22 protein-coding genes, 1 other RNA gene and 1 pseudogene are annotated in these 25,478 nt (G+C 67.7%); 8 read left to right on the top strand and 16 right to left on the bottom strand.

The genetic code is table 11. The features are described from left to right. Nucleotides 1-18 precede the first annotated feature (18 nt). The 14 genes from ftsZ to mraZ form a co-directional block, all read right to left on the bottom strand. Complete coding sequence (gene ftsZ, locus XcodCFBP4690_RS20425; RefSeq protein WP_104543946.1) at nt 19-1,251, bottom strand: cell division protein FtsZ; 1,233 nt, start codon at nt 1,249-1,251, stop codon at nt 19-21. Between the two features lie 285 nt (nt 1,252-1,536). Continuing rightward, nucleotides 1,537-2,772, bottom strand: coding sequence for a cell division protein FtsA (ftsA, locus tag XcodCFBP4690_RS20420; RefSeq protein ID WP_003485272.1), 1,236 nt, complete (start codon nt 2,770-2,772; stop codon nt 1,537-1,539). Beyond that, nucleotides 2,769-3,596, bottom strand: coding sequence for a cell division protein FtsQ/DivIB (locus XcodCFBP4690_RS20415; protein ID WP_104543944.1), 828 nt, complete (start codon nt 3,594-3,596; stop codon nt 2,769-2,771). The genes ftsA and XcodCFBP4690_RS20415 overlap by 4 nt, the downstream gene beginning before the upstream one ends. A gap of 169 nt (nt 3,597-3,765) precedes the next feature. Beyond that, entirely contained in the window at nt 3,766-4,710 is a 945-nt protein-coding gene (locus XcodCFBP4690_RS20410) for a D-alanine--D-alanine ligase (RefSeq protein ID WP_208622776.1), read from the bottom strand. 68 nt (nt 4,711-4,778) lie between these two features. After that, a complete protein-coding gene (gene murC / locus XcodCFBP4690_RS20405; RefSeq protein WP_104543940.1) occupies nt 4,779-6,212 on the bottom strand; it encodes a UDP-N-acetylmuramate--L-alanine ligase in 1,434 nt (477 codons plus the stop codon). Next, on the bottom strand, nt 6,209-7,411 hold the full coding sequence (gene murG / locus XcodCFBP4690_RS20400) for an undecaprenyldiphospho-muramoylpentapeptide beta-N-acetylglucosaminyltransferase (RefSeq protein ID WP_244183751.1): 1,203 nt from the start codon (nt 7,409-7,411) through the stop codon (nt 6,209-6,211). Before murG ends, murC begins: the two co-directional genes overlap by 4 nt. A gap of 59 nt (nt 7,412-7,470) precedes the next feature. Continuing rightward, nucleotides 7,471-8,850, bottom strand: a complete 1,380-nt coding sequence (ftsW, locus tag XcodCFBP4690_RS20395) for a putative lipid II flippase FtsW (RefSeq protein ID WP_104543936.1) — start codon at nt 8,848-8,850, stop codon at nt 7,471-7,473. Further along, a complete protein-coding gene (gene mraY, locus XcodCFBP4690_RS20390; protein WP_104543934.1) occupies nt 8,850-9,935 on the bottom strand; it encodes a phospho-N-acetylmuramoyl-pentapeptide-transferase in 1,086 nt (361 codons plus the stop codon). The genes ftsW and mraY overlap by 1 nt, the downstream gene beginning before the upstream one ends. Next, complete coding sequence (locus tag XcodCFBP4690_RS20385) at nt 9,925-11,466, bottom strand: UDP-N-acetylmuramoyl-tripeptide--D-alanyl-D-alanine ligase (RefSeq protein ID WP_104543932.1); 1,542 nt, start codon at nt 11,464-11,466, stop codon at nt 9,925-9,927. Before XcodCFBP4690_RS20385 ends, mraY begins: the two co-directional genes overlap by 11 nt. Next, nucleotides 11,463-12,938, bottom strand: a complete 1,476-nt coding sequence (locus XcodCFBP4690_RS20380) for a UDP-N-acetylmuramoyl-L-alanyl-D-glutamate--2,6-diaminopimelate ligase (protein ID WP_208622777.1) — start codon at nt 12,936-12,938, stop codon at nt 11,463-11,465. The genes XcodCFBP4690_RS20385 and XcodCFBP4690_RS20380 overlap by 4 nt, the downstream gene beginning before the upstream one ends. A gap of 8 nt (nt 12,939-12,946) precedes the next feature. After that, on the bottom strand, nt 12,947-14,809 hold the full coding sequence (locus XcodCFBP4690_RS20375; RefSeq protein WP_104543928.1) for a peptidoglycan D,D-transpeptidase FtsI family protein: 1,863 nt from the start codon (nt 14,807-14,809) through the stop codon (nt 12,947-12,949). Between the two features lie 283 nt (nt 14,810-15,092). Beyond that, the gene (gene ftsL / locus XcodCFBP4690_RS20370) at nt 15,093-15,356 is read right to left on the bottom strand and encodes a cell division protein FtsL (protein WP_005991913.1); all 264 of its coding nucleotides are present in this window, start codon (nt 15,354-15,356) and stop codon (nt 15,093-15,095) included. Next, a complete protein-coding gene (rsmH, locus tag XcodCFBP4690_RS20365; protein WP_146091990.1) occupies nt 15,353-16,399 on the bottom strand; it encodes a 16S rRNA (cytosine(1402)-N(4))-methyltransferase RsmH in 1,047 nt (348 codons plus the stop codon). Before rsmH ends, ftsL begins: the two co-directional genes overlap by 4 nt. A 14-nt stretch (nt 16,400-16,413) precedes the next feature. Beyond that, a complete protein-coding gene (gene mraZ, locus XcodCFBP4690_RS20360) occupies nt 16,414-16,869 on the bottom strand; it encodes a division/cell wall cluster transcriptional repressor MraZ (protein WP_005910933.1) in 456 nt (151 codons plus the stop codon). A gap of 314 nt (nt 16,870-17,183) precedes the next feature. Here mraZ and XcodCFBP4690_RS20355 point away from each other — a divergent pair, with 314 nt between their 5' ends. From XcodCFBP4690_RS20355 to XcodCFBP4690_RS20345, 3 genes are read left to right on the top strand one after another with little or no spacing between them, the layout of a single operon-like run. Further along, entirely contained in the window at nt 17,184-17,972 is a 789-nt protein-coding gene (locus XcodCFBP4690_RS20355; protein ID WP_104543926.1) for an NRDE family protein, read from the top strand. Between the two features lie 26 nt (nt 17,973-17,998). Then, nucleotides 17,999-18,250 (top strand): type II toxin-antitoxin system CcdA family antitoxin, encoded by a 252-nt coding sequence (locus XcodCFBP4690_RS20350; protein WP_104543924.1) that lies wholly within the window; start codon nt 17,999-18,001, stop codon nt 18,248-18,250. After that, a complete protein-coding gene (locus XcodCFBP4690_RS20345; RefSeq protein WP_104543922.1) occupies nt 18,247-18,564 on the top strand; it encodes a CcdB family protein in 318 nt (105 codons plus the stop codon). The genes XcodCFBP4690_RS20350 and XcodCFBP4690_RS20345 overlap by 4 nt, the downstream gene beginning before the upstream one ends. A gap of 917 nt (nt 18,565-19,481) precedes the next feature. Here the strand turns inward: XcodCFBP4690_RS20345 and rnpB are convergent. Together rnpB and rsmI are read right to left on the bottom strand one after the other, a co-directional pair. Further along, nucleotides 19,482-19,831: RNase P RNA component class A (gene rnpB / locus XcodCFBP4690_RS20340), an RNA gene on the bottom strand. Nucleotides 19,832-19,998: 167 nt separating this feature from the next. After that, nucleotides 19,999-20,820: a 16S rRNA (cytidine(1402)-2'-O)-methyltransferase gene (gene rsmI / locus XcodCFBP4690_RS20335; protein ID WP_104543920.1), complete on the bottom strand. Its 822-nt coding sequence runs from the start codon at nt 20,818-20,820 to the stop codon at nt 19,999-20,001. An 82-nt stretch (nt 20,821-20,902) separates the two neighbouring features. Between rsmI and XcodCFBP4690_RS20330 the strand changes: the two genes are divergently transcribed. The 5 genes and pseudogenes from XcodCFBP4690_RS20330 to XcodCFBP4690_RS20310 form a co-directional block, all read left to right on the top strand. Further along, nucleotides 20,903-22,633: a penicillin-binding protein activator gene (locus XcodCFBP4690_RS20330; protein WP_104543918.1), complete on the top strand. Its 1,731-nt coding sequence runs from the start codon at nt 20,903-20,905 to the stop codon at nt 22,631-22,633. Nucleotides 22,634-22,638: 5 nt separating this feature from the next. Beyond that, nucleotides 22,639-23,007 (top strand): YraN family protein, encoded by a 369-nt coding sequence (locus XcodCFBP4690_RS20325; RefSeq protein ID WP_104543916.1) that lies wholly within the window; start codon nt 22,639-22,641, stop codon nt 23,005-23,007. Nucleotides 23,008-23,035: 28 nt separating this feature from the next. Then, nucleotides 23,036-23,575 (top strand): metal-dependent hydrolase, encoded by a 540-nt coding sequence (locus XcodCFBP4690_RS20320; RefSeq protein WP_104543914.1) that lies wholly within the window; start codon nt 23,036-23,038, stop codon nt 23,573-23,575. Then, nucleotides 23,572-24,966, top strand: coding sequence for an FAD-binding oxidoreductase (locus tag XcodCFBP4690_RS20315; protein WP_104543912.1), 1,395 nt, complete (start codon nt 23,572-23,574; stop codon nt 24,964-24,966). Before XcodCFBP4690_RS20320 ends, XcodCFBP4690_RS20315 begins: the two co-directional genes overlap by 4 nt. 99 nt (nt 24,967-25,065) lie before the next feature. Continuing rightward, nucleotides 25,066-25,366 (top strand): annotated as a pseudogene (locus XcodCFBP4690_RS20310) (hypothetical protein); the annotation flags it as partial. Nucleotides 25,367-25,478 lie beyond the last annotated feature (112 nt).

Genomic DNA, 25,478 nt, shown 5'->3' with positions numbered 1-25,478 from the left:
CGACGCAGCCGGCGCCCGTCAGTCGGCCTGGCGGCGCAGGAACGCCGGGATATCCAGGTAGTCGTTGGGCAGGTCGGCCGCCGCCGGCGCCGAGTTGCCCGCAGAACTGCCGCCGACCGAGTCGCTGCTCGGACGACGCAGGCCCAGGCCCATGCTGCCGCCGACGGCCTTGGACACCGCATCGCCGCTGCTGGTGTCGAAGTCGCCAAATTCCGGCTGGCCGGTGGTGGCATTGCGCACCAGCTTGATCGGCGCGCGCTGGTCCGGACGCTGGGTCTGGCGGGCGACCGCACGGTTCAGGCCGGTGGCCACCACGGTCACGCGCACTTCGTCCTGCATGTCCGGGTCCAGCACGGTGCCGACGACCACGGTGGCGTCCTCGGAGGCGAACGCTTCGATGGTGCGGCCGATCTCGTCGAACTCGGACATGGTGAAGTCCGGGCCGGCGGTGATGTTGACCAGGATGCCGTTGGCACCGGCCAGGTTCACATCGTCCAGCAGCGGGTTCTGGATGGCGGCTTCGGCGGCGGCCTGCGCGCGGTCGTCGCCGCGTGCCGAGCCGGTGCCCATCATGGCCAGGCCCATTTCCGACATCACGGTGCGCACGTCGGCGAAGTCGACGTTGATCAGGCCCGGACGCACGATCAGGTCGGCGATGCCCTGCACGGCGCCCTGCAGCACGTCGTTGGCAGCGCGGAACGCCTGGATCATGGTGGCGTTGCGGCCCAGTACGGTGATCAGCTTTTCATTGGGAATGGTGATCAGCGAGTCGCAATGCTGGCTCAGTTCCTCGATGCCCTTCAGCGCCACCTGCATGCGGCGGCGGCCTTCGAACGGGAACGGCTTGGTGACCACGGCCACGGTCAGGATGCCCATTTCCTTGGCCAGCTGCGCAACGACCGGTGCCGCGCCGGTGCCGGTGCCGCCGCCCATGCCGGCGGTGATGAACACCATGTCCGCACCCTGCAGCGCGTCCATGATGCGCTCGCGATCTTCCAGCGCGGCCTGGCGGCCGACTTCCGGATTGGCGCCCGCGCCCAGGCCCTTGGTGACGTTGGTGCCCAGCTGCAGCTGCAACTTGGCGCCGCAGTTCTTGATCGCCTGCGAGTCGGTGTTGGCAGTGATGAATTCCACGCCATCGACATTGGTGTTGACCATGTGCGCCACCGCGTTGCCGCCGCCGCCGCCCACGCCAACGACCTTGATGACCGCGTTGGGAGCCATTTTTTCAATCAGTTCGAAATGTGCCATGTCAGTGTCCTCCTGAGCCGGGATTGGGGAGTGGGGATTCGCAAAAGCGCTGGTCCCTGCCCACTTCGCATCACGGCGAGTGTTGTTGTTTGAAAGTCGGGATTCGTGTGGCGGGGCCATAGATTCGCTGTTGCGCTCCACGGCTCGTGTCACCTACTCCTCGACGCAATGCCTGCAAAAAATTTTACCGCCTGCCCGCTCACCGCTCTCCACTTATCTTCGCCGCCGCCCTGCTTTTCTTTCGCTCTTGCCAATCCCAAATCACGAATTCCAAATCCCGGCTCCTCAGAATTCCCCGCGATACCAGTTCTTCAATTTCTTGAACAAGCTGCCCGCGCGCCCGGTCGGGATCGATGGACGACGCGGATGTTCGATCTGGCTGCCCATCAGCAACAGGCCCACGCCGGAGGCGTGTACCGGGTTGCCGACGACTTCACCCAGGCCGGTGACGTGCTGCGGAATGCCCACGCGCACCGGCATCTGCAGCATTTCCTCGGCCAGCTCCACCACGCCTTCCATCTTCGAGGCGCCACCGGTGAGCACCATGCCGGCGCGCACCATTTCCTCGAAGCCGGAGCGGCGCAGTTCGGCCTGCACCATCTCGAAGATTTCTTCGTAGCGCCCCTGCACCGCCTGCGCGAGCGCGTGGCGCGGCATCCGGCGCGGCGGGCGGTCGCCGACCGACGGCACCTGGATGCTCTCTTCGGCGGTGGCCAGCTGCGCCAGTGCGCAGGCGTAGCGGACCTTGATCTGCTCGGCTTCCGGGGTCGGCGTGCGCAGCATGTGCGCGATGTCGTTGGTGACATGGTCGCCGGCGATCGGCAGCGAGGCGGTATGGCAGATCGCGCCCTGCACGTATACCGCCAGATCGGTGGTGCCGGCGCCGATATCCACCAGCACCACGCCCAGCTCGCGCTCGTCGGCGGTCAGCACCGCCACCGAGGAGGCCAGCGAGGACAGCACCAGATCGTCCACCTGCAGGCCGCACTTCTGCACGCACTTGGTGATATTGGCCGCAGCCGACTGCGCGCACACCACCAGGTGCGCATGCACCTCCAGGCGCACGCCGGTCATGCCGACCGGGTTACGGATGCCTTCCTGCGAATCGTCCAGCACGTATTCGCGCGGGATCGCATGCAGGATGCGCTGGTCCGCCGGAATGGCCACGGCCTTGGCCGCATCCAGCACGCGCTCCAGGTCGCTCCAGGTCACTTCGCCGTCGCGGATCGGCACGATGCCGGGCGAGTTCTTGCACTGCACGTGGTTGCCGGAAATCGAGGCATACACCGAACGGATCTCGCAGCCGGCCATCAGCTCGGCCTCTTCGACCGCGCGCTGGATCGACTGCACGGTGGACTCGATGTCCACCACCACGCCGCGCTTGAGGCCGCGCGACTCATGCGAACCGATGCCGATCACTTCGATCGGATTGCCGGGCGAATACTCGCCGACCAGCGCGACGACCTTGGAGGTGCCGATGTCCAGTCCAACGATGAGGGATTTGTCGCCTTTGCGGTTCATGTCTTAAAGCCGGGATTCGAGATTCGGGATACGGGATTGGGAAAACGCGGAAATGCCAGGGCGACGGGAGGTGCGGAAGGTGCTGCGCGATGCCGGGGCTGCGCTTTTTCCAATCCCGAATCCCCACTCTCCAATCGCTGCCGTTCAACGGTAAATCCGTTGGTGTAGCGCAGGTCGGCGCGCGCGATCGGGCGCTGCGGGTCGGCCAGTTGCGGCAACACGCGCGCGAAGCGCTGCAGGCGGGCGCGCGCATCGTCGCGGCCGATCATGATCTGCAGGCCGTTGCTCAGCTGCAGCGACCAGCTGCCGCGTGCGTCCATTTCAAGACGCTCCACGTCCAGCCCGGTCGGTGCGAACAGCGCGCGCGACTCGTTGTACAGCGCCACCACATCCTGGGTCTTGCTGTCCGGGCCGCCGAGCTGGGGCAACTTGAAATCCTTGAGCAGCGGCGGGGTGCGGAACAGCCGGCCCTGTTCGGACAGCATGCGGTCGGTGCCCCAGCGCGCAAACGGCTTGTGCTCGGTCACGTGCACTTCCAGCACATCCGGCCACCGCTTGCGCACCTGCGCGCTTTCCACCCACGGCAGCCGCGCGATGGCATCCTGCGCCTGCTGCAGCTTCACCGCGAAGAAGCCTGCGCGCGCGTACGGGAGCACCACCGCGCGCAATTGCTCGGCCGGCACCCGCTTGAAATCGCCGGACACCCGCAACTTGGCCAGCGGCCAGCGCTCGGCACCGACCCAGCCATTGAGCACGGCCACCACCGGCAACGCGACCAGCGCCACCGCGAGCAGCCAGGCGAGGATGCGCAAGGTGGCGTTCATTGGTGTGCTCCGCACACGGGATTGGGCATTGGGGATTGGGGATTCGTCACGGCGCGCGCTGCGCGCGCGGGATTGGAAATTCGGGATTGGGGATTCGCCACAGCAACGGCAACCGCGCGCATGGCGTCGCTGTTAGCCAATCCCGAATCCCCAATCCCCAATCCCGGCCTCACAGCGTCTGCTCCAGCACGCGCCAGACCAGTTCTTCGAAATCGATGCCGAGCTGACGGGCGGCCTTGGGCACCAGCGAGTGGCTGGTCATGCCGGGGGCGGTGTTGACTTCGATCAGTTGCAGGCCGCGCACGCGGTCGCGCATCACGTCCACGCGCCCCCAGCCGCTGCAGCCGGCCGCCTGGAATGCCGCCAGCGCCAGTGCGCCGATCGCGGCCTCCTCGTCGCCCTGCATGCCGGGGCAGAGGTATTGCGTATCGTCGGCCACGTACTTGGCGTGATAGTCGTACCACTCACTGGCAGGAACGATGCGGATGGACGGCAGCGCGATCTCGCCGAGAATGCCGACGGTGTATTCCTCGCCCTGCACCATCTGCTCGACCAGCAGTTCGCCCGCATAGGTCCGCGCAAAGGCGAGCGCCGGTGCAAGGTCGGCTTCGGCCAACACCCGGAACACGCCGACGCTGGAGCCTTCCTTGGATGGCTTGATGAACACCGGCAGTCCCAGGGCCTGCGCGGCCGCATGCAGATCGCCGCCCGCAGGCACGCGCACGAATTCCGGGGTGGGCAATCCGGCCGCGCTCCAGACCTGTTTGGTACGCACCTTGTCCAGGGTCAGCGCGGAGCCGAGCACGCCGGCGCCGGTGAACGGCACCTGCAGCGCGCACAGCAGTCCCTGCAGCACGCCATTTTCGCCGTCGCCGCCGTGCAGGATGTTGAACACACGATCCACCGTGCCGGCGTCGATCGCCGCCAGCAGTGCCGGAATGCCGTCCACCGGCTGCGCATCGACCCCGCGCGCGCGCAGCGCTTCCAGCACGTTGCTGCCGGAATTCAACGACACCTCGCGCTCGGACGAGGTACCGCCGAGCAGCACCGCAACGCGGCCGAAGGTTGCCGGATCGGTGGTGCGGGAAGATGCGGGGCCGGAGACCTGGGACAAGGCGGACTGCACGCCCTGCTCTTCACCGGTCCCGGGTCCCGTGTCCCGGGTCCCGTTAGAGGGCGCGCTCATGCCTCACCCCCAACGAACCCGTTGTTGATGATGTGCTGTGCCACATAGCCGATATCGCCGGCGCCCATCATCAGCAGCAGGTCGCCATCCTGCAGCACGTCCGGCAATACTTCGGCCAGGCCGGCGATCTGGCCCACGACCACCGGCTCGCTGCGGCCGCGCGCGCGGATGGCACGCGCCAGCGCGCGCGAATCGGCACCGGGGATCGGCGCTTCGCCGGCTGGATAGACCTCGCTCAGGACCAGCGCATCGACGGTGCTGAGCACCGCGGCGAACGCATCGAACTGGTCGCGGGTGCGGCTGTAGCGGTGCGGCTGGAACGCCACCACCAGGCGCTTGTCCGGCCAGCCACCGCGAGCGGCGGCGAACACCGCTTCCAGCTCGCGCGGATGGTGGCCGTAATCGTCGACCACGCGCACGCGCGCACCATTGGCGGTGGTGACTTCGCCCAGATCGTTGAAACGGCGGCCGATGCCGGCGAAGTTTTCCAGCGCACGCGCAATGGTCTGCGGCTCCACGCCCAACTGCCAGCCGATCGCCGCAGCGGCCAGGGCGTTGAGCACGTTGTGGCGGCCCGGCAAGGCCAGCGTCACCGGCGTGGTGGTGCCTTCGGGCAGGCGCAGGGTGAAACGCATGCGCGGGCCATCCTGCACCACGTCCTCGGCGCGCACGTCGGCGGTCTCGCTGATGCCGTAGGTCATCACATGGCGCGGCGTCTTGCCGGCCAGCGCAGCCACTTCCGGGTCGTCGATGCACAGCACCGCCAGCCCGTAGAACGGCAGGCGCTGCAGGAATTCGGCAAACGCGGCCTGCACGCGGGCGAAATCGTTGCCGTAGTTTTCCAGATGATCGGCGTCGATGTTGGTGATCACCGCCATCAGCGGATTCAGCCGCAGGAAGCTGCCGTCGCTTTCGTCGGCTTCGGCCACCAGCCACTGGCCGCCGCCGAGCTTGGCATTGGCACCGGCAGCCAGCAGCTGCCCGCCGATGACGAAGGTCGGATCCAGCCCGCCCTCGCTCAACACCGCGGCCGCCAGGCTGGTGGTGGTGGTCTTGCCGTGCGTTCCGGCCACCGCGATGCCGCGACGGAAACGCATCAGCTCGGCCAGCATCGCCGCGCGCGGCATGATCGGAATGCGCTGGCTGCGCGCTTCCATCAGTTCGGGGTTGTCTTCGCGGATCGCGCTGGACACCACCACGCAATCGGTGCCCAGCACGTTGGCGGCCGAGTGGCCGCGCATCACGCGCGCACCGAGCTTGGCCAGCCGGCGCGTCGCCGCGTTATCGGCATTGTCCGAGCCGGAGACTTCATAGCCCAGCGTCAGCATCACCTCGGCAATGCCGCTCATGCCGGTGCCGCCAATCCCGACGAAATGCACGCGCGGAAACGCGCGCACCAGATCGCCACTGTCCTGCAGGCGGCGGATCATGCTGCACCTCCTGCGGAGGTGCCGGGATTAGGGAGTCGGGATTGGGGATTGGTAGCGATCAACTGCGCCGAGCGGTCGCCATTTACGGATGTCTGCATGCTGTCCTGCTTGTGCTGTTGCTTGTTACGAATCCCGAATCCCGAATCCCCATTCCCGGCTTCTTCCAGAATGATGTCGGCGATGCGCTCGGCGGCATCCGGCTTGGCCAGGGTGCGGGCGGCTTGCGCCATCGACAGGCGGCGTGCGGGGTCGGCGAGCAGGGTCTGCAGGACCTGCTGCAGGCGCATCGCCAGGGTGTCGTCCTGCTTGAGCAACACCGCGGCGTCGGCGCCGACCAGGTATTCGGCATTGCGGGTCTGATGGTCGTCCACGGCGGCGGCGAACGGGACCAGCACGCTGCCGACACCGGCCGCGCACAGTTCGGCCAGCGTGGATGCACCTGCGCGACACACCACCAGATCGGCCCAGGCATAGGCGGCGGCCATGTCGGCGATGAACGGTTCGACGCTGGCATCGACGCCGGCCTGCGCATACGCCGCATCGGCTTCGCCGCGCAGCTTTTCGCCGCACTGATGGCGCACCTGCACGTCGGGGTGACCGAGCGCGGCCAGCGCCGACGGCACGGCCTGATTGAGCACGCGGGCGCCCTGGCTACCGCCCAGCACCAATAACCGCACCGGGCCACCGCGGCCGACCAGGCGGACTGCCGGATCCGGCAGCGTGGCGATTTCCGCACGCACCGGATTGCCCACTGCCTCTTCGCCGGCGAAGCTGCCGGGAAAGCCGGTCAGCACGCGCCGCGCGAGGCGCGACAACACCTTATTGGTCATGCCGGGCGCGCGATTCTGTTCGTGCACCAGCAAGGGCACGCCGAGCAGGCGCGCGGCCAGGCCGCCCGGGCCAGCCGCAAAGCCACCGAAACTGACCACTGCGCGCGGCTGGCGCTTGCGCAGCACGAAGCCAGCCGCGCGCACCGCGCGCATCACTCGTACCGGTGCGCCGAGCAACTTGATCATGCCCTTGCCGCGCAGGCCACTGATGGCCAGGGTGTCGATGTCGATGGCGTGCTGCGGCACCAGCCGCGTTTCCATCGCGCCGTCGGCACCCAGCCAGGTTACCGGCACGCCACGCGCGCGCAGCACCTTGGCCACGGCCAGGCCCGGAAAGATATGCCCACCGGTACCGCCGGCCAGAATCATCACCGGTCGATTCCCCGCACCTGGATGTGCGGGCGCTTGCGAGGGATTGGCATGAGCGCTCACGCGATCCTCCCGAAGGTCGGTTCCACCCGCGGCTGCATGCGGCTGGTGCCACGCAGGATGGCCGACGCCGGCGCCACCGAAGGTGCTGCCGTTGACGGCGCTGCCACCGGTGCCGGCGCGGCAGCCGTCTCGCGCTGCGGCCTGCGTCCCGCGGTATACGCCGGCGGAACCGGATCGACCGCCGGCTCGGCCGGCTCGGAGGGTGCAGTGCCCGCACCCTGCGGCGACAACTTGCTGCGCAGCCGCTCGGCGCGGTCCATTTCGTAGGACACCCGCAGCAGCAGGCCCATCGCCACGCAGGTCATCAGCACCGAGGAACCGCCGGAGGAAATCAGCGGCAGTGTCAGGCCCTTGGTCGGCAGGATCCCCAGGTTCACCCCGATCGACACGAAGCTCTGCATCGCCACCCACAGGCCGATGCCGAAGGCGACGTAGCCGGAGAAATGGCGCTTCATCTCCACGCAGCGCATGCCCAGCCAGAACGCCCGGCCGACCAGCAGCGCATACAGGGCCACCACGCCGCAGACGCCGATGAAGCCCAGCTCTTCGGCGATCACCGAGAAGATGAAGTCGGTATGCGATTCGGGCAGGTAGTTGAGCTTCTGCACCGACGCGCCCAGGCCCACGCCGGTCCACTCGCCGCGGCCGATGGCCATGAGCGCGTTGGACAGCTGGTAGCCCGAGCCGAGCTGATCGACCCACGGATCCATGAAAGAGGTCACGCGCCGCATGCGGTACGGCTCGAAGATCACCAGCGCCACCAATGCCGGCAGCAGCAACAGGATCGGCAGGATGATGCGCCCGATCGGCGCGCCACCCAGCACCAGCATGCAGGCGGTGACGCTCAACAACAGCATCGAGGAACCGAAGTCCGGCTGCAGCAACAGCAGGGCCACCAGGAAACCGACCACGAACACCGGCTTGAGCATGGCCTGCCAGGTCGCGTTGACCTCGTCGCGAAAGCGCACCAGGTAACTGGCCAGCCAGATGATGTAGAGCACCTTGACCGATTCGACCACCTGGAATCTGGACACGCCCAGATTGATCCAGCGCTTGGCGCCGTTGACGGTGCTGCCCAGGCCCGGCACGAACACCATGATGAGCATGACAAAGCAGCCCAGCAGCAGCATCTGGTTGTGCTGCTCGATGGTCTTGAGCTCGGTGCGCATGGCCCAGAAGGCCAGCCCGATACCGACGCCCAGGAACAGCAGGTGGCGGGTCAGGTAATAGAACGGGCTGGCTTCCAGCTCGATCGAACTGGAGGCCACCATCACCACGCCCAGCGAGGCGAGCGTGACCGCGGCCCCGAGCAGCCACGGATCGTAGCGGCCGCCGATGGCGTCCAGTCGCGTGGCCTGGCGGGACATGTCGTTCATCAGCGCACCTTCAACGTGGCAAGGCCGATCAGCACCAGCACCACCGAAATGATCCAGAAGCGCACGATCACCCGCGGCTCCGGCCAACCCTTGAGTTCGAAGTGGTGGTGGATCGGCGCCATGCGGAACACGCGCTTGCCGGTCAGCTTGAAGCTGGCCACCTGGATCATCACCGACAGCGTTTCGATCACGAACACGCCGCCCATGATCACCAGCACCAGCTCCTGGCGCACGATCACCGCGATGGTGCCCAGCACCGCGCCCAGCGACAGCGCGCCGATGTCGCCCATGAACACCATCGCCGGGTAGGTGTTGAACCACAGAAAGCCCAGCCCTGCCCCGGCGATTGCCGAGCAGATGATGATCAGCTCGCCGGCGCCGGGAATCAGCGGAATCTTGAGGTATTCGGCGAATACCACGTTGCCCGAGGCGTAGGCGAACACGCCCAGCGCGCAGGCCACCAGCACGGTGGGCATGATCGCCAGACCGTCCAGGCCGTCGGTGAGGTTGACCGCATTGGAGAAGCCGACGATCCAGAAATAGGCGATCACCACGAAGCTCACGCCGGCCAGCGGCAGCGCGATCGACTTGAACATCGGAATGTAGAAGGTGATCGCCGCCGGGACGTCGGCGGTGTAGTACAGGAACAGGCCGGCGGCCAGGCCGAAGATCGACTGCAGCAGGTATTTCCAGCGCGACTTCAGGCCGTTGGGATCGCGTTTGACGATCTTGATCCAGTCGTCGTACCAGCCGATCGCGCCGAAGCAGATCATCACCGCCAGCACCAGCCACACGTAGCGGTTGCGCAAGTCGCCCCACAGCAGCACCGACAGGGTGACGGTGAGCAGGATCAGCGAGCCGCCCATGGTCGGCGTGCCGGCCTTGGAGAAATGCGTCTGCGGGCCGTCCTGCCGGATCGGCTGGCCACCCTTGAACTGGGCCAGCTTGCGGATCACTGCAGGGCCCATCCACAACGACAGGAACAACGCCGTCAGCGCCGCCAGGATGCCGCGGAAGGTCAGATAGTTGAACAGCCCGAACAGGCTCTCCAGTTGCTGCAGCCAGCGCGCCAATTCAAGCAGCATGGGAGGCATCCTCCGCAGGTGCGAGCAACGCGGCGACGATGCGGTCCATGGCGCTGCCGCGCGAGCCCTTCACCAGGATCGTGGTGGAGCCGGGACCGGGTACCGGGGACCGGGAACCCGGGAGGGCATCGGTAGACTGCGCTTGCTGATCGTGACTCAAAACATTTCCCTGCATATTTTCTGGTGCTTGCTGTTGCGTTTCCCCGGTCCCCGGTCCCGGGTCCCGGGTCCCGGCCAGATCCCTCCGCAACGCATCGATCAACTCCGCATGCGTGGCGAACACCCGCCCACCGGCGCCGAACGCCTGCGCAGCCGCGGCACTGAGTTCGCCCAGCGCATACAGGCGCTGCAGCTTGGCCGCGCGGGCGCGCCGACCGGCAGCGGCATGCAATGCGGCACCTTCCGGGCCGAGTTCGCGCATGTCGCCCAGGACTAGCCAGCCCTCGCCGGGTGCGGCCGCCAGCGCATCGATGGCCGCATCCAACGAACCGGGGTTGGCGTTGTAGCTGTCGTCGATCAATACCGCCCCGCCGGGCAGGCGATGGGCGATCTGCCGGCCGGCCACCGGACGCGCCTGCGCCAGGCCAGCGGCAATCACCGGCAATGCGATGCCCGCACCCAGCGCCAGGCCGGTGGCGGCCAGCGCATTGAGCACGTTGTGGCGACCCGGCAACGGCAGCGCAATCTGCGCCTGGCCCTGCGGCGTCACCAGAGTGAATTGCGCGCCCTCGGCATGCAGCCGCAGCCCGCGCGCGGTGATCTCGGCACTGGCCTGCAGGCCGAACCGCAACACGCGACGGCCCTGCACCGGCTGCGCAAGCAACTGCTGCTCGAACCACGCACCGAAGGCGTCGTCGGCATTGATCACCGCCACGCCATCGGCCGGCAGCGCGGTGTAGATGGCGCCCTTGGTCCGTGCAACGCCGAGCAGGCTGCCCAGGCGCTCCAGATGGGCCGGTGCGATGTTATTGACCAGGGCCACGTGCGGCCGCGCGATGTCGGTGAGATAGGCGATGTCGCCGGGCTTGCCGGCACCCATTTCGTAGACCGCGATATCCGCATCGTCCGGCGCGGCGATTACCGCCAGCGGCAGGCCGATTTCATTGTTGCGATTGCCCGGCGTGGCATAGACGGTGGTGCCCTCGACACGCCCGGCCTCGGTCAGGATGGCCAGCAGCAGCGCCTTGACGCTGGTCTTGCCGTTGGAGCCGGTCAGCGCGATCACACGGGTGGCACGGTCGCGCTGCAGGCCGGCGGCGATGCGCGCCAGGGCCAGTTCGGTGTCGGCCACCAATACCTGCGGCACGCCCAGCGCCGGCAACAGGCGCTCGACCAGCACAGCGCTGGCACCACGCGCCACCGCGTCGGCCGCGAAGTCGTGCCCGTCGAAGCGCTCGCCGCGCAGCGCCACATACAGGCTGCCGCTGCCTAACGTGCGGGTGTCGTTGCCGACCGCATCGATCATGGCGTCTTCGCCATGCAGTTCGCCGCCGGCAAAATGCGCGATCAGCGACAGCGGGGTGAGCTTCATGCGCGCACCCCCAGCCCGGTGCGCGGCAGCAGGGCTTGCGCTGCCACCGCCGCATCGTCGAAGGGATGTTGCACGCCGGCCACTTCCTGGTACGGCTCGTGGCCCTTGCCGGCGATCAGCACGATGTCCGAGGCGCTGGCCATGGCGATGGCCTGGTGGATGGCCGCGGCGCGATCGCGCTGCACGATGGCCGCATCCGGGCGCGCGAAGCCGCGCAGGATGTCGGCGACGATCGCATCGCCATCCTCGCCGCGCGGGTTGTCGTCGGTGACGATCGCCACGTCGGCATTGAGTTCTGCAATGGCCGCCATCTGCGGGCGCTTGCCGGTATCGCGTTCGCCACCGCAGCCGAACACGCAGATCAGCCGGTCCTGCGCATGCGAGCGCAGGCTGGTCAGCGCCTGCTCCAGCGCATCGGGGGTGTGTGCATAGTCGACCACCACCAGCGGCGCGCCATGCGCACCGCCCAGGCGATTCATGCGGCCGTGGATCGGCTGCAGCTGGCCCAGCACCTGCGCGATCTGCGCAGGCGCGATATCCATCGCATGCAGGACGCCGGCCACGGCCAGCAGGTTGTCCACGTTGAAGCGGCCCAGCAGCGGCGAGTGCACCGGATGCACTTCGCCCTGGATGTTCAGTGCGAAGTTGATGCCGTGATGGTCCAGTTGCAAGGCCTGCGCGCTGACCCTGGCGCCGGCCTGGGCGCGGGAGCTCACGCCGATCGCGCGCAGTGCCGGATCGAGCGAGGCGAACAGCGTGCGGCCGAACGCATCGTCCAGGTTCACCACTGCCGCCTGCAATCCGGTGCGTGAGAACAGCTTGGCCTTGGCCGCGCCGTACTGCTCCATGTCGCCGTGGTAGTCGAGGTGGTCGCGGGTGAGATTGGTGAACACCGCCACGTCGAAATGCACCGCATCCACGCGGCCCTGGTCGAGCGCGTGCGAGCTGACTTCCATCGCTACCGCCTGCGCGCCTTGCTCGCGCAGCTGCGCCAGCAACGCGTGCATGGGCAGCACCAGCGGCGTGGTGAATCCAGTCGGCACCGCTGCGCCGTACAGGCCCACGCCCAGCGTACCCAGCGTGCCGGTCGGCGTGCCGAGCAGGGTCAGCGCCTGAGCAAGCAGTTGCACGGTGGAAGTCTTGCCGTTGGTGCCGGTGACGCCGACCATGCGCAGCGCGCGCGACGGGTGGCCATGGAACTGATCGGCCATCGCGCCCAGGCGCGCACGCAAGCCGGGCACCGCGATCGCATCGGCAGGTGCCGGCAGGTCGGCGGGCGCCGGTGGTTCGAACAACACCGCCGCTGCGCCATTGGCGCGCGCCTGCTCGGCAAAGCCCAACCCATGCGCGCCGAACCCGGCGATCGCCACGAAGGCATCGCCCGGACGCACCGCGCGACTGTCCATCACCAGGCCGCAGACCTGCACATCGCGCGCAAGCGTCAGGTCAGGCAATAGCTGCGACAGCGGCATGCTGCGGCTCACTGGCGGCTCTCCTGCAACGGTGCCGGCTGCGCGGGCGCAGCAGGCGGTGCGAGCGCGGTCGGAATGCCCGCAGACACTTCGTCCACCGGGTCCGGCACCAGCGCCGGATCGGGATCGGCCGGCTGCGGCTTGGCGATCGGCTGGCCGGTCTTGCCGGCCGCCTGCGCCGCCAGCCACGACTGGATGTCGTCCGGCGGCACGTCCATCAGGCGCAGCGCGCCTTCCATCACCTTGTGGAACACCGGCGCCGACACCAGGCCGCCGTAGTACACCTTGCCTTGCGGATCGTTGATGACGATGACGGTGGCAAAGCGCGGGCGAGTCGCCGGCACCAGGCCGGCAAACAGCGCATTGTAGTGGCCGCGCTCGTAGCCGCCGGCGCCGTTCTTGCGCGCGGTACCGGTCTTGCCGGCCACGTGATAGCCCAGGATCGCCGCGCCCTTGGCGCCGCCCTGGGTGACCACGGTTTCCATCATGTCGATGACTTCGCGCGCCACTTCCGGGGTGACCACCTGGCGCGATTCGTTATGTTGGCCACGCACGAAGGTTGGCGGCGTCAGCTTGCCGCCATTGCCCAACGTGGCATAGGCCTGCGCGATCTGCAGCGGTGTCACCGACAGGCCGTAGCCGTAGGACATCGTCGTCTTGGACGGGCCGCTCCACCGCTGCGGCTGCAGCACCACGCCGGACGATTCGCCCGGAAACCCGCTATGCGGCGCGCTGCCGTAACCAAAGTTGCGGATCGACTGGTAGAAGGTCTGGTCCGGCACCTTGGCCGCGATCTTGGCCGCGCCGATGTTGGAGCTGCGGGTAATGACCCCGGTCACGTTGAGCACGCCGTTGTTGCGCGGCACATCGCGAATGGTGAAGCGCCCCACCGACATGTAGCCGGGGTTGGTGTCGATGACGGTGTCCTTGGTCACCACGCCGGCAGTCAGCGCGGTGGCCACGGTCAGCGGCTTCATCGTCGAACCCGGCTCCACCAGATCGGTGACCGCGCGGTTGCGACGCGCCGACGGATTGATGCCGGTCACCGAATTGGGGTTGTAGGTGGGCAGGTTGACCATCGCCAGCACTTCGCCGGTGGCCACGTCCATCACCACCATCGAGCCGCCGGCGGCGTTGTTTTCGACCAGCGCGTTGCGCAGCTCCTTGTAGGCCAGGAACTGGATGCGGCGGTCGATGCTCAGGGTCAGGTCCTTGCCCGGTTGCGCCGGACGCACCAGGTCCACGCTCTCCACGATGGCGCCGCGCGCATCGCGCACCACCTTCTTGGAGCCGGGCTTGCCGCGCAACCATTCGTCGAAGGCCAGCTCCAGGCCTTCCTGGCCGCGGTCGTCGATATTGGTGAAGCCCAGCACGTGGGCCATCGCTTCGCCCTGCGGATAGAAGCGGCGGAACTCGCGCTGCGAGAACACGCCGGGAATCTTCAGGTCCACGATCGCATGCGCCTTGTCCGGATTGATCCGGCGCTGCAGGTACATGAATTCCTTGCTGGCCTTCTGCGCCAGCCTGGCATTCAACTCGTCCAGCGGCTGGCCGAGCGCGGTGGCGAGCTCGGGGATGCGGTCCGGGTTGCGCAGCAGTTCCTGCGGATTGACCCAGATCGACTCCACCGGCGTGGACACCGCCAACGGCTCGCCGTTGCGATCGGTGATCATGCCGCGCGAGGTGGCGATGGGCAGCTCACGCAGGTAACGCGCTTCGCCCTGGCGCTGGTAGAAGTCGCGGTTGATCAGCTGCACGTACGCCGCACGGCCGATCAGGGTGACCGAGCACAGGCCCAGCGCCACGCCGACTAGGGTCAGGCGGCCGCGCAGGTTGAAGTTGCTGCGGGGACGGTTGCGGCCGGTTTTCATGGCGCACCTCCGTGTGCGCCACCCTGCGGGCGGCTGCGCCGTGCACAACGGCTGTCCTGCCGTTGTGTCATGGCGACACCTCCGTGTGCGCCACCCTGCGGGCGGCTAGACCGTGCAAAACGGCTGTCGTGCCGTTGTGTCATGGGCGCACCTGCGTGTGCGCCACCCTGCGGGCGGCTGCGCCGTGCAAAACGGCTGTCCTGCCGTTTTGTCATGGGCGCACCTGCGTGTGCGCCACCCTGCGGGCGGCTAGACCGTGCAAAACGGCTGTCGTGCAGTGGTGTCATGGGCGCACGACCACGATGTCGTTGGTCTCCGGGAACTTCATCCCGATACGCGCACGCGCGACCTGATCGACCCGGTTGCTTTCCGCCCAGGTGGCCTGCTCCAGCTGCAGCCGGCCGAATTCGATATTCAACTCATCGCGCGTGTGTTCGAGCTTGGACAACTGCACGAACAGCTTGCGATGCATGTGGCGCATGTACACCACCCCGATCGCCGAGGCGATGCTGCAGGCCAGCAGCACGATAAGCAGCAGGCGGCTCATGCAGCGTCTCCGTTCGGAGACGCCGGGATTGGGGATTGGGGATTGGGGATTCGCTCAGGGCGCTCCTCCAATCCCGAATCCCGACTGCCGAATCCCAGCTTCTCAGCCACCCGCAACACCGCGCTGCGAGCGCGGGGGTTTATGTTCAATTCGGCGTCGTCGGCCTTGATCGCGCCGCTCACCAGCTGCAGCGTGGGGACGAACGGCTGCGCTTCGGGCAGGCGGCGGTTGCTCGGCGGGGCCTTGGCGTAGCGGGCCATGAATTGCTTGACGATGCGGTCTTCCAGCGAGTGGAAGCTGATCACCGCCAGCCGGCCGCCCGGCTTGAGGGCGTCCAGCGCAGCGTCCAGCCCGGCCTCCAGATCGGCCAGCTCGCGGTTGATGTGGATGCGGATGGCCTGGAAGCTGCGCGTGGCCGGATGCGTCTTGCTGTCGCCGCGCGGCATCACCGATGCGATCAGATCGGCCAGTTGGGCGGTGCGCAGCAGCGGCTGTTCGGCGCGACGCGCCACGATGGCCCGTGCGATGCGCCGGCTCTGACGTTCTTCGCCATAGGTCCATAGCACATCGGCGATCTCACGGTCGCTGGCCTGCGCCAGCCACTGCGCTGCGCTCTGGCCGCTGTCCGGGTCCATGCGCATGTCCAGCGGGCCGTCCTTGCCGAAACTGAAACCGCGCCCGGCCACATCCAGCTGCGGCGAAGACACGCCCAGGTCCAGCAGAATGCCGTCCACCGTCGCGGCCGCGACCACCTGGCCAAGCGTGGCGAAACTGCCGCGATGGATGGACACGCGCGCATCGCCACCGAAGCTCTGTTCGGCCACCGCGATCGCTTCAGGGTCCTTGTCCATCACCAGCAGTCGACCTCCCGGTCCAAGGTGTTCCAGCACGCCACGTGCGTGCCCGCCACGCCCGAACGTGCCATCGAGGTAGGTTCGGTTGTCGGTCACCTGCAGGCCGTCCAACACCTGCGTGTACAGCACCGGCACATGCGCCGCCGGCGGCTGCGACACCGGGTGACCGGGCTGCGCTTCACCGCGCATCCGGGCACCCCGGCTCACAACCTGAGATCGAGCAATTCATCGCCCAGATCCCCGTCAGACAATGTCTGCTGGATCAGTGCGCGATGTGCCTGCTCGCTCCAGAGTTCGAACTTGTCGCCCATGCCCAGCAGCACGGCCTTTTTTTCGATGCCCACCGCATTGCGGTGGCTGGCCGGAATGCTCAGACGGCCATTGGCGTCCAGCTCCAGCACCGCGGATGAGCCCACCAGTTTCTGCTGCAGCGTGCGGACCACGCGCTGGGTGTTGGGCTTGGACATCACATCGTCGCGCACCCGCTCCCACTCCTTTTCCGCATACAGCCACAAACAGCCGGCTTCGAAGGGGTTGTAGGTGAGCACCAGGCGATTGCCGCTCACGCGCGCAACAAGGTCGCGGTATGCGGTGGGTACCGCCATGCGCCCTTTGTCGTCCACCGTGATGGCAGTTTCGCCCTGAAACACCGAATGCAACCTCGAATACCCGCTGGGGGATCATTGAACCACGAAAAACCACAAAACACCTGGTTTTCCCTCCGATGCCCACCTTAGCAGCGCGTCAAAGGTTGTCAACAACTTTGACAACCCCAAATCGCCAGTCACATCAATGAGTTGCAGCACTCTTTAGAGACTTGTTCAAAGCTTATCCACAAGTTGCTGTTTCGTCTCAGATTTTGAGATTGAACGAAAATTCAGGGCCGTGAAGGCCATGTAAACCCGACCGCGGTCTCACTTCACGCTGCGCCAGGGGCGCGCCGCAACTGCGCAAACCGGCGACAATCGACGGCATGTGCCTGGTCGCTCTTGCCTGGAAAACCCACCCGCGCTGGCGCCTGCTGCTGGCCGGCAACCGTGACGAATTCCATGAGCGACCGACCGCCCCGCTCGCGCGGTGGGCGGCGCCTGCGCACGGCGTGCTGGCCGGACGCGACCTGCGCTCGGGCGGCAGCTGGGTCGGGCTGGGCGACGATGGGCGCGTTGCGGTGGTCACCAACGTGCGCGACCCGCTCGCCACCGCCTCGGGCCGCTCGCGCGGACATCTGATTGCGGACTATCTGTCCGGCAGCCTGGACGCCGCTGGCTATGCCCGCGATCTGGCAGGCGCCGGGCATGAGTTCCCGCCGTTCAATCTGCTGCTGTGCGACGCAGACCGCTGCGAGCACCTGAGCAACCACCCACCGCTGGCGCGCCAGCTGGAGCCAGGCATCCACGGCATGTCCAATGGCCCGCTGGACACGCCGTGGCCAAAGACGCGCGCGTTGACCGGCGCCCTGCACGACTGGTGTGCCCACGAGAGCGACGACCTGCAACCGCTATGGGATGCACTGGGCAACCCCGCCATCGCGCCTGACCACATCCTTCCCAGCACCGGCGTGGATCTGCCCACCGAACGCCTGCTCTCGGCCGCCTTCATCGCCGGCCCCGGCTACGGCACCCGCGCCAGCACCATCGTGGCGGTGGACCGTCACGGCGGCGGCTTCATCCACGAGCGCCGCTTCGGCCCGGATGGCATCTTCCAGGGCGAAACCCGGCTGGACATCCCCGAACACGTTGACAACCCACAATCATGCGCATAGCGTGCGCATGATCGAGGAGCCAACGCATGAACCGCTATTACGATGCTTCTGCACAGAAGAAGCCGCTGAACCTGACCATCAACGCTGACTTGGCCTCCCAGGCCCGCGCGATGACCGGCAACCTGTCGGCCAAGGTCGAGGAACTGCTGGCCGAGTACGTGGCCAGGGAGCGCGACACCCACAGCGCCAGGGCGATGGAATTGCAGCGCGCCGCGAGCGAATGGAAGACCTTCACCGACGCGCACGGTTCCTTTGCCGACGAGTTCTCCACGCTATGACCGACCAGTTCGATGTCTACGCCAACGTCGGACGGAACAAGCACATTCCTTATGTGGTGGTCGTGCAGTCGAAGATCTTCGATGCCTCCCCGCGCCGCGTCGTCGTGCCATTGGTCAGCACATCCGCGCACTCCCCGACGCCATCCCGCTTCACCCCCGAATTCGTGGTCGCCGGCCACCGCGTCATCCTGCAACCGCTGGAAATGACTTCGGTCCCGCTCGCGGTACTCACCCAGCCGGCTGGCTCATTGAAGGACGAAGGGCAGCGCATCGTCGACGCCTTGGACGAGCTGTTCACTCGCTCGTTTGGTTAGGCAGCACGCTGGCATCTGCAGCGTGAGCGAGACGCCCATGACGCAGGTCGCGGCAGGTTGCGCACACTGAAGCATCGGCTGATCCAGGATCGCAGCGCGTGACGCCCGATTCGCCGCCAGGACGGCCAGAGCAAAAAGCTCGCCCCCATCCGCCCTTCGGGCACCTTCCCCCGCAAGCGGTGGAAGGGAGTTGATCGCGTAGCGAAAGCCCCTCGACCAACAAACTACCTGCAAGCCCCTTGAGTCAAGGGGGCGCGGCGACAGCTGCGGGGTTTTGGCACGCCCGGAGCGGGACCCGCGTTTTGTACCGCCGCAGGCGGTACGAAGCGTGGGTGCCTTCTTGGGCGAACGCCCTAGAAGGCAGCGATACAGCCGCGGCGATCTGGCATGCCCGGAGCCGGGGCCGCGTTTTGTACTACCGCAGCCGGTACGAACTGCTCACCCCCATCCGCCCTTTGGGCACCTTCCCCCGCAAGCGGTGGAAGGGAGTTGATCGCGTAGCAAGAGCCCCTCGACCAACCAACTACCTGCAAGCCCCCTTGAGTCAAGGGGGCGCGGCGACAGCCGCGGGGTTTTGGCTTGCCCGGAGCGGGGCCCGCGTTTTGTACCGCTGCAGGCGGGACTTGATGCTCGCCCCCATCCGCCCTTCGGGCACCTTCCCCCGCAAGCGGTGGAAGGAATGGACCGCGCATCGCGCGTTGAGCCACGCATCGTCATCGTCCTGCAAGGAACAACGCGACAGCGAGCGCATCGCGCAAGCACCCTCAGCCAACCCTCTATCTGCAAGCCCCCTTGAGTCAAGGGGGCGCGGCGACAGCCGCGGGGATCTGGCATGCCCGGAGCCGGGGCCCGCGTTTTGTACCGCCGCAGGCGGTAAAAACGTGGGCGCCTTCAGGCGGGCGTAGCCCGACAGAAGGCGGCGGAGCCGGCCGATAAGCCGGGTTCTGTCGTGGACAGTCATTCGTCTAGGCGCTACGTCACCGCAGCGCTCAAGCAACCTACCCGGATCCAGCGCGGGCCACGCCAATGGATCCCTATTTGGTCTTGCTCCAGGTGGGGTTTGCCGTGCCGGTCCGTTACCGGACTCGCGGTGCGCTCTTACCGCACCATTTCACCCTTACCGGCTCCCCGAAGGGAACGTAGGCGGTATCTTTCTGTTGCACTGTCCGTCGGCTTGCGCCGCCCAGGCGTTACCTGGCACCTTGCCCTGTGGAGCCCGGACTTTCCTCGGCACTCTTGCGAGTGACGCGACTGTCTGGCCGACTCCGCCGGGGCGCACTATACGCTATCGCCACCGTGCACAACGGCGACGCGACTCCGCCACCGGCGCCGTTGCCGGTAGGCCCGCAATTGCCCGTAGGAACGCACCCGGGCGCGAGAAGCCTTGCCGAGAAAAATCCCAGTGCACGCAAACTCGCTCCTGCAACAGCATACCTAGCCGCCATACAACGCCTTGCGCGGCGCACCGGTCAGCTCGGCGGCGAGCTTGGCGGCGGTGGAGGGCGGCAGGTGCTCGGCGAGCTTGGCGTAGACGCGGCGGCCTTCGGCCAGCTGGCCATCGGCGGCGTCGGCGGCGCCCTGCACAATCACCACGAACTCGCCCTTGCGCTGGTTGTCGTCGGCTTCGACCTGGGCCTGCAGCTGCGCCAGGCTGCCGTCGAGCACGGTTTCGAACAGCTTGGTGAGCTCGCGGGCGATCACCGCCGGGCGGTCGTCGCCGAAAGCCAGGCGCAGGTCGGCCAGCGACTCGACGATGCGGTGGGAGGATTCGTAGAACACCAGCGTGCGGGTCTCGCCGGCCAGATGCGCCAGGCGCTCGCGGCGGGCCGCGCTCTTGGCCGGCAGGAAGCCTTCGAAACCGAAGCGGTCGCTGGGCAAGCCGGCCACGCTGAGCGCGGCAATCGCCGCGCAGGCGCCGGGTACGGGGCTGACCTTGATGCCGGCGGCGCGGGCGGCACGCACCAGCTTGAAGCCGGGGTCGCTGACCAGCGGGGTGCCGGCGTCGCTGACGATGGCCAGCGATTCACCCTCGCGCAGGCGTGCCACGATGCGCTCGGACATGGCGTCTTCGTTGTGGTCGTGCAGGGCCAGCAGCGGGCGATCGATGCCGAAATGGCCGAGCAACTGGCGGGTATGGCGGGTGTCTTCGGCGCAGATCGCGGCCACGCCACGCAACACCTCCTGCGCGCGCGGCGACAGGTCGGCCAGATTGCCGATCGGCGTGGCGACCACGTGCAGGGTTCCAGGGGACATCATCAGCGGGCTTCCGGGGGCAAAGGGTAGAATCGTAGCGGTTTTCAACGGACCGCCCTGGCGGCCCCTGTCCAATGGATCTGAAATGAACAAGCGTGTTGCAAGGATCTCCGCCCTGTCGCTGCTGGTCATGCTGGCCGCCGGCTGCGCCACCAGCAGCGTCACCCAGACCGCCTCGCCAACGCAGAGCGCGGCGCTGGCGCTGCTGGACCAGGGCAAGCCGCGCGAGGCAGCGCAGCAACTGGAAGCCGAGGCCGCCGACGCCAGCGGCGCGCAGCGCAGCCGCCTGCTGGCCGCCGCCGCGTTCGGCTGGCACGACGCCGGCGACGACGCGCGTGCGCGCACGCTGCTGGCGCAGGTCAACGCGCGCCACCTGGGCGGCGAAGACCGTGCCCGCTTCGGCCTGCTGACCGGCGAGTTGGCGGTGATCGACAAGCAGGGCGCGCAGGCGCTGCAGGCGCTGGGCGACAGCCCGCAGGGCCTGCCGCAGCCATTGCAGACGCGCTGGCTGCTGGCCCACGCCGCCGCGCTGGAGGCCACCAGCGACCTGTTCGGCGCCGCGGCAGCGCGGGCGCGCGCCGATGCCAGCCTGACCGGCAGCGCGCGAAGCGAGAACCAGCGCGCCATCGTGCGCCTGCTGGCCGCACTGGACGACACCACGCTCAAGAGCCGCACCGCCGCATTGCCGGCCGGCGACCCGCTGTACAACTTCGCCGGGCGGGCGTTGATCAGCCGTGGCCTGGCCCTGCCGCGCGCGTTCGAGCGCGATGCGCAATGGGGTTTCGACACCAGCAAGCGGCCACCGGCCGAGCGCGATGGGTATCGCCCGCCGGTCAAGCTGGGCGTGCTGTTGCCGCTCACCGGCACCCTGGCCACCGCCGCCGCGCCGGTGCGCGATGGCCTGCTGGCCGGCTATTACGCCGAAACCCGCCGCCGCCCGGAGCTGCAGTTCTTCGACACCGCAGGCACTGCCGCCGGTGCCAATGCTGCCTACGACAAGGCGGTGAGTGCCGGCGTCGATTACGTGGTCGGCCCATTGGGTCGTGACGAGGTCAGCGCGTTGTTCGCGCGCGGCCAGCTGGCGGTGCCGGTGCTGGCCCTCAACCGCCCCACCGACAACAAGGCACCGCCTACCGGCAGCGCGGGCTTCTCGCTGGCGCCGGAAGACGACGGCATCATGGCTGCCGAATACCTGCTCTCGCGCGAGCGCCGCAATGTGCTGATCGTCGGCACCGGCGACGACAACGGCAAGCGCACCATCAAGGCCTTCCGCGACCGCTTCAGCGAACGCGGCGGCACGGTGGCCGGCAGCATCAGCGTGGCCGAGGCGCCGGGCGACATCGGCGCGCAACTGCGCAACTACGGCACCGCCGATGCGGTGTTCCTGGCAGTGCGCGGCAACACCGCGCGCGCGCTGGCGCCGCAGCTGGCGCTGGCCGGATTCGCCAGCAAGTCGCGCGTGGGCACCTCGCAACTGGTGGCCGGCACCGGCAAGGTCGAGGACGACCTGGCCCTGGACGGCATCGTCTATCCCAGCGAAACCTGGACCGCGCTCGGCGTGTCCGGCCTGCCGGCGGCCAGCCAGGTGGCCAGCACCCTGCCCAGCGCGCGCGGCCCGGCCGCACGCCTGTTCGCATTCGGCTACGACGCCTGGAAGATCAGCGCGTATCTGGAAAAGCTGGCCACCGGCACCGATGGCGGCCTGCGTGGCGCGACCGGCACCCTGCATCTGGACGGCTTCGGCAACGTGCTGCGCACTCCGGCCTGGTCCACCTTCAACGGTGGCCGCCCGGTGCCGATCGCCGACGGCCGCTGAGGCCGATGCCGGCAGCGCGCCAGCAACGCGGAGCGGCGGTGGAAGCCGCGGCCTGCGCGTTGCTGGAGCAGGCCGGCCTGCGGCGGGTGGCAGGCAATGCCAGCTACCGCGGCGGCGAACTGGACCTGGTGATGCGCGACGGGCAGTCGCTGGTATTCGTGGAAGTGCGCTACCGCCGCGATACCCGCTTCGGCGGCGGCGCGGCCTCGGTGGATCTGCGCAAGCGCCGCAAGCTGGTCCTGGCCGCGCAATTGTTCCTGGGCGCGCACCCGGCACTGGCAGCGCTGCCGTGTCGCTTCGATGTGGTGGACGCCAGCGGCGAACCGCCGGTGCTGCACTGGATCCGCGACGCGTTCCGCGCCGACGATTGCTGATTCTTCCAGACGCTCGCCCCGACCTCCGATGCCGACCATCATGACCCACGCTGCGGTCCCGCTTGCGCTCTGGTGCGCCAGCGAACGCGGACGCATTTCGCCGCGCCTGCTCGCTGCCGGCATCGTGGCGGCGATGCTGCCCGATGCGGATGTGTTGGCATTTGCGCTGCACGTTCCCTATGCCGATGCGTTTGGCCACCGCGGTGCCAGCCATTCGTTGCTGTTCGCCGGCGTCGTCGCACTGCTCGGCGCGGCAGCGCATCGCAGTCTGCGTGCGGATGTCGTGCAGGCCGCGGTGTGGATGTTCGTCTGCACCGCATCGCACCCGGTGCTGGATGCGATGACCTCCGGCGGGCTGGGCGTGGCCCTGGCGTGGCCATGGAGCGAGGCGCGCTGGTTCGCGCCGTGGCGGCCGATTCGCGTCTCGCCGTTCGCCAACGGATTCTTCAATTCGCGCGGTCTGGCCACGCTGCTCTCCGAGCTGCGTTGGGTCTGGCTGCCGCTCACCGTCGCAGCGCTGGGATTCAGATGTCTCCAACGCATGCCGCCACAGGATCCACCGTCATGACCGATGTCCTTCCCGCCACACTGTCCGAGCAGTTGGCCGCACGCCTGGGTGCCGATGGCTGGCTGACCGGCGCCGATGCGCGTCGCCGTCATGGCGAAGACGACTCGCGCCGCTGGGCATTGCCCGCCGCCGTCGCCTTGCCGCGCGACACCGACGAGGTGGTCGCCATCGTGCAGACCTGCCGCGCGCATGGTGTGCCGATCGTGGCGCGCGGCGCCGGCACCGGCACCACCGGCGCGGCGGTGCCGTTTTCCGGCGGCGTGGTGGTGTCGATGGCGCGCATGAATCGCATCGTGGCCCTGCGCCCGGAAGACCGCTGCGCGGTGGTGCAGCCTGGCGTACTCAATGGCGACCTGCAGCAGGCCTTGCAGCCGCATGGCCTGTTCTGGCCGCCGGACCCGTCCAGTGCGGAGATCTGCAGCGTCGGCGGCAATCTGTCGACCAACGCCGGCGGCCCGCGCGCAGTGAAGTACGGCGCCACCCGCGACAATGTGCTCGGCCTTGTCGCCGTCACCGGCACCGGCGAGGTGATCCGCTGCGGCGGTGCGTACACCAAGAATTCCACCGGCTACGACCTCACCCATCTGCTGGTCGGCAGCGAAGGCACCCTGGCGATCATCGTCGAAGCGACCCTGAAACTGAGCCCGCGCGCGGTGACGCAGGCCGGGCTGCGCGCGCTGTACCGCGATGCGGCCAGCGCGGCGGCAGCGGTGTCGCGGGTGATGGCGCAACCGACCACGCCAACCATGCTGGAATTCATGGATGCCAGCGCGATTGCGCTGCTGCGTCGCAACGGCAGCGATGTACCCGATGCCGGCGCGATGCTGCTGATCGAGGCCGATGGCGATCACGACACCCTGCCCTACGCGTTGCAGGCACTGCACGACGCGGCCGATGGAGAGGGCGTGTTGAGCCTGGACGTGGCCGCCGATGGCAGCGCGCGCGACAAACTGTGGGCTGCGCGCCGCGCGCTCTCGCCGGCACTGCGCACCATCAAGCCCGGCAAGATCAACGAGGACGTGGTGGTGCCGGTCTCGCGCATCCCCGAGCTGGTCGCAGGCGTGGAAGCGCTGGCGGCGGAATGTGCGTTACCGATCGTGGTCTTCGGGCACGCCGGCAACGGTAATCTGCACGTCAACATCATGTACGACCCGGACGATGCCGATGAAACGTCACGCGCACATGCCGCCTTGCCGCGCGTCTTCGCGCTGGTGCTGGCGCTGGAGGGCACGCTGTCCGGCGAGCACGGCATCGGTGTGGCCAAACGCGACTTCATGACCCAGGCCTTCAACCCGGCCACGCTGGCCGCGATGCGCGCGATCAAGGCGGCGCTTGATCCGGATGGGATCTTGAATCCGGGCAAGCTGTTGCCTCCCCCGCCCGCGGAATGACCGTGCCATGGATGCTCACGCGATAAACCACGTTAGGAACGCACTCGATCCACAGCGCAACCGAGCGATGGAACGACTGCTGATCGCACGCGATGCTTTGAGAGCGTGGCCGCCACCTGTGACTACGCTGTAGGCAAAGAACGAGTTCAAAGAGTTGCGTGATCAGGACTGGTTCGCCTTCGCGATGCGCCTGCGCAATGCCTTCAGCCACAACAATGCGTGGAAATTCGGCAACAGAAGCAAGCTTCCTGTTCAATGGCGCAGCTTTACCATTGACGCTGCAATGGCGGGACTTCCACTCAACGACTTCCTTCCCTGGTATCACGGACTGCAGCTATGCGCGCAGATGATCCTGTACGTCGAAGGCGTTGTCGATTGTCTGCAAGAACACGTCCAGTGACACTCAGAGTCACACATGCCTCGCGCGCTAGATGTGTAAACCCACCACGTTGTTCAGTGGAATGTGGATGCGGGAGATGGGGGGGCGTTTTCCGAGACTGGCATGGGGCCGA

It is taken from the genome of Xanthomonas codiaei, assembly GCF_002939785.1.
In the GTDB taxonomy this organism is placed as follows: Bacteria; Pseudomonadota; Gammaproteobacteria; order Xanthomonadales; family Xanthomonadaceae; genus Xanthomonas; species Xanthomonas codiaei.
This window is presented reverse-complemented; position numbering and strand designations above follow the sequence as displayed.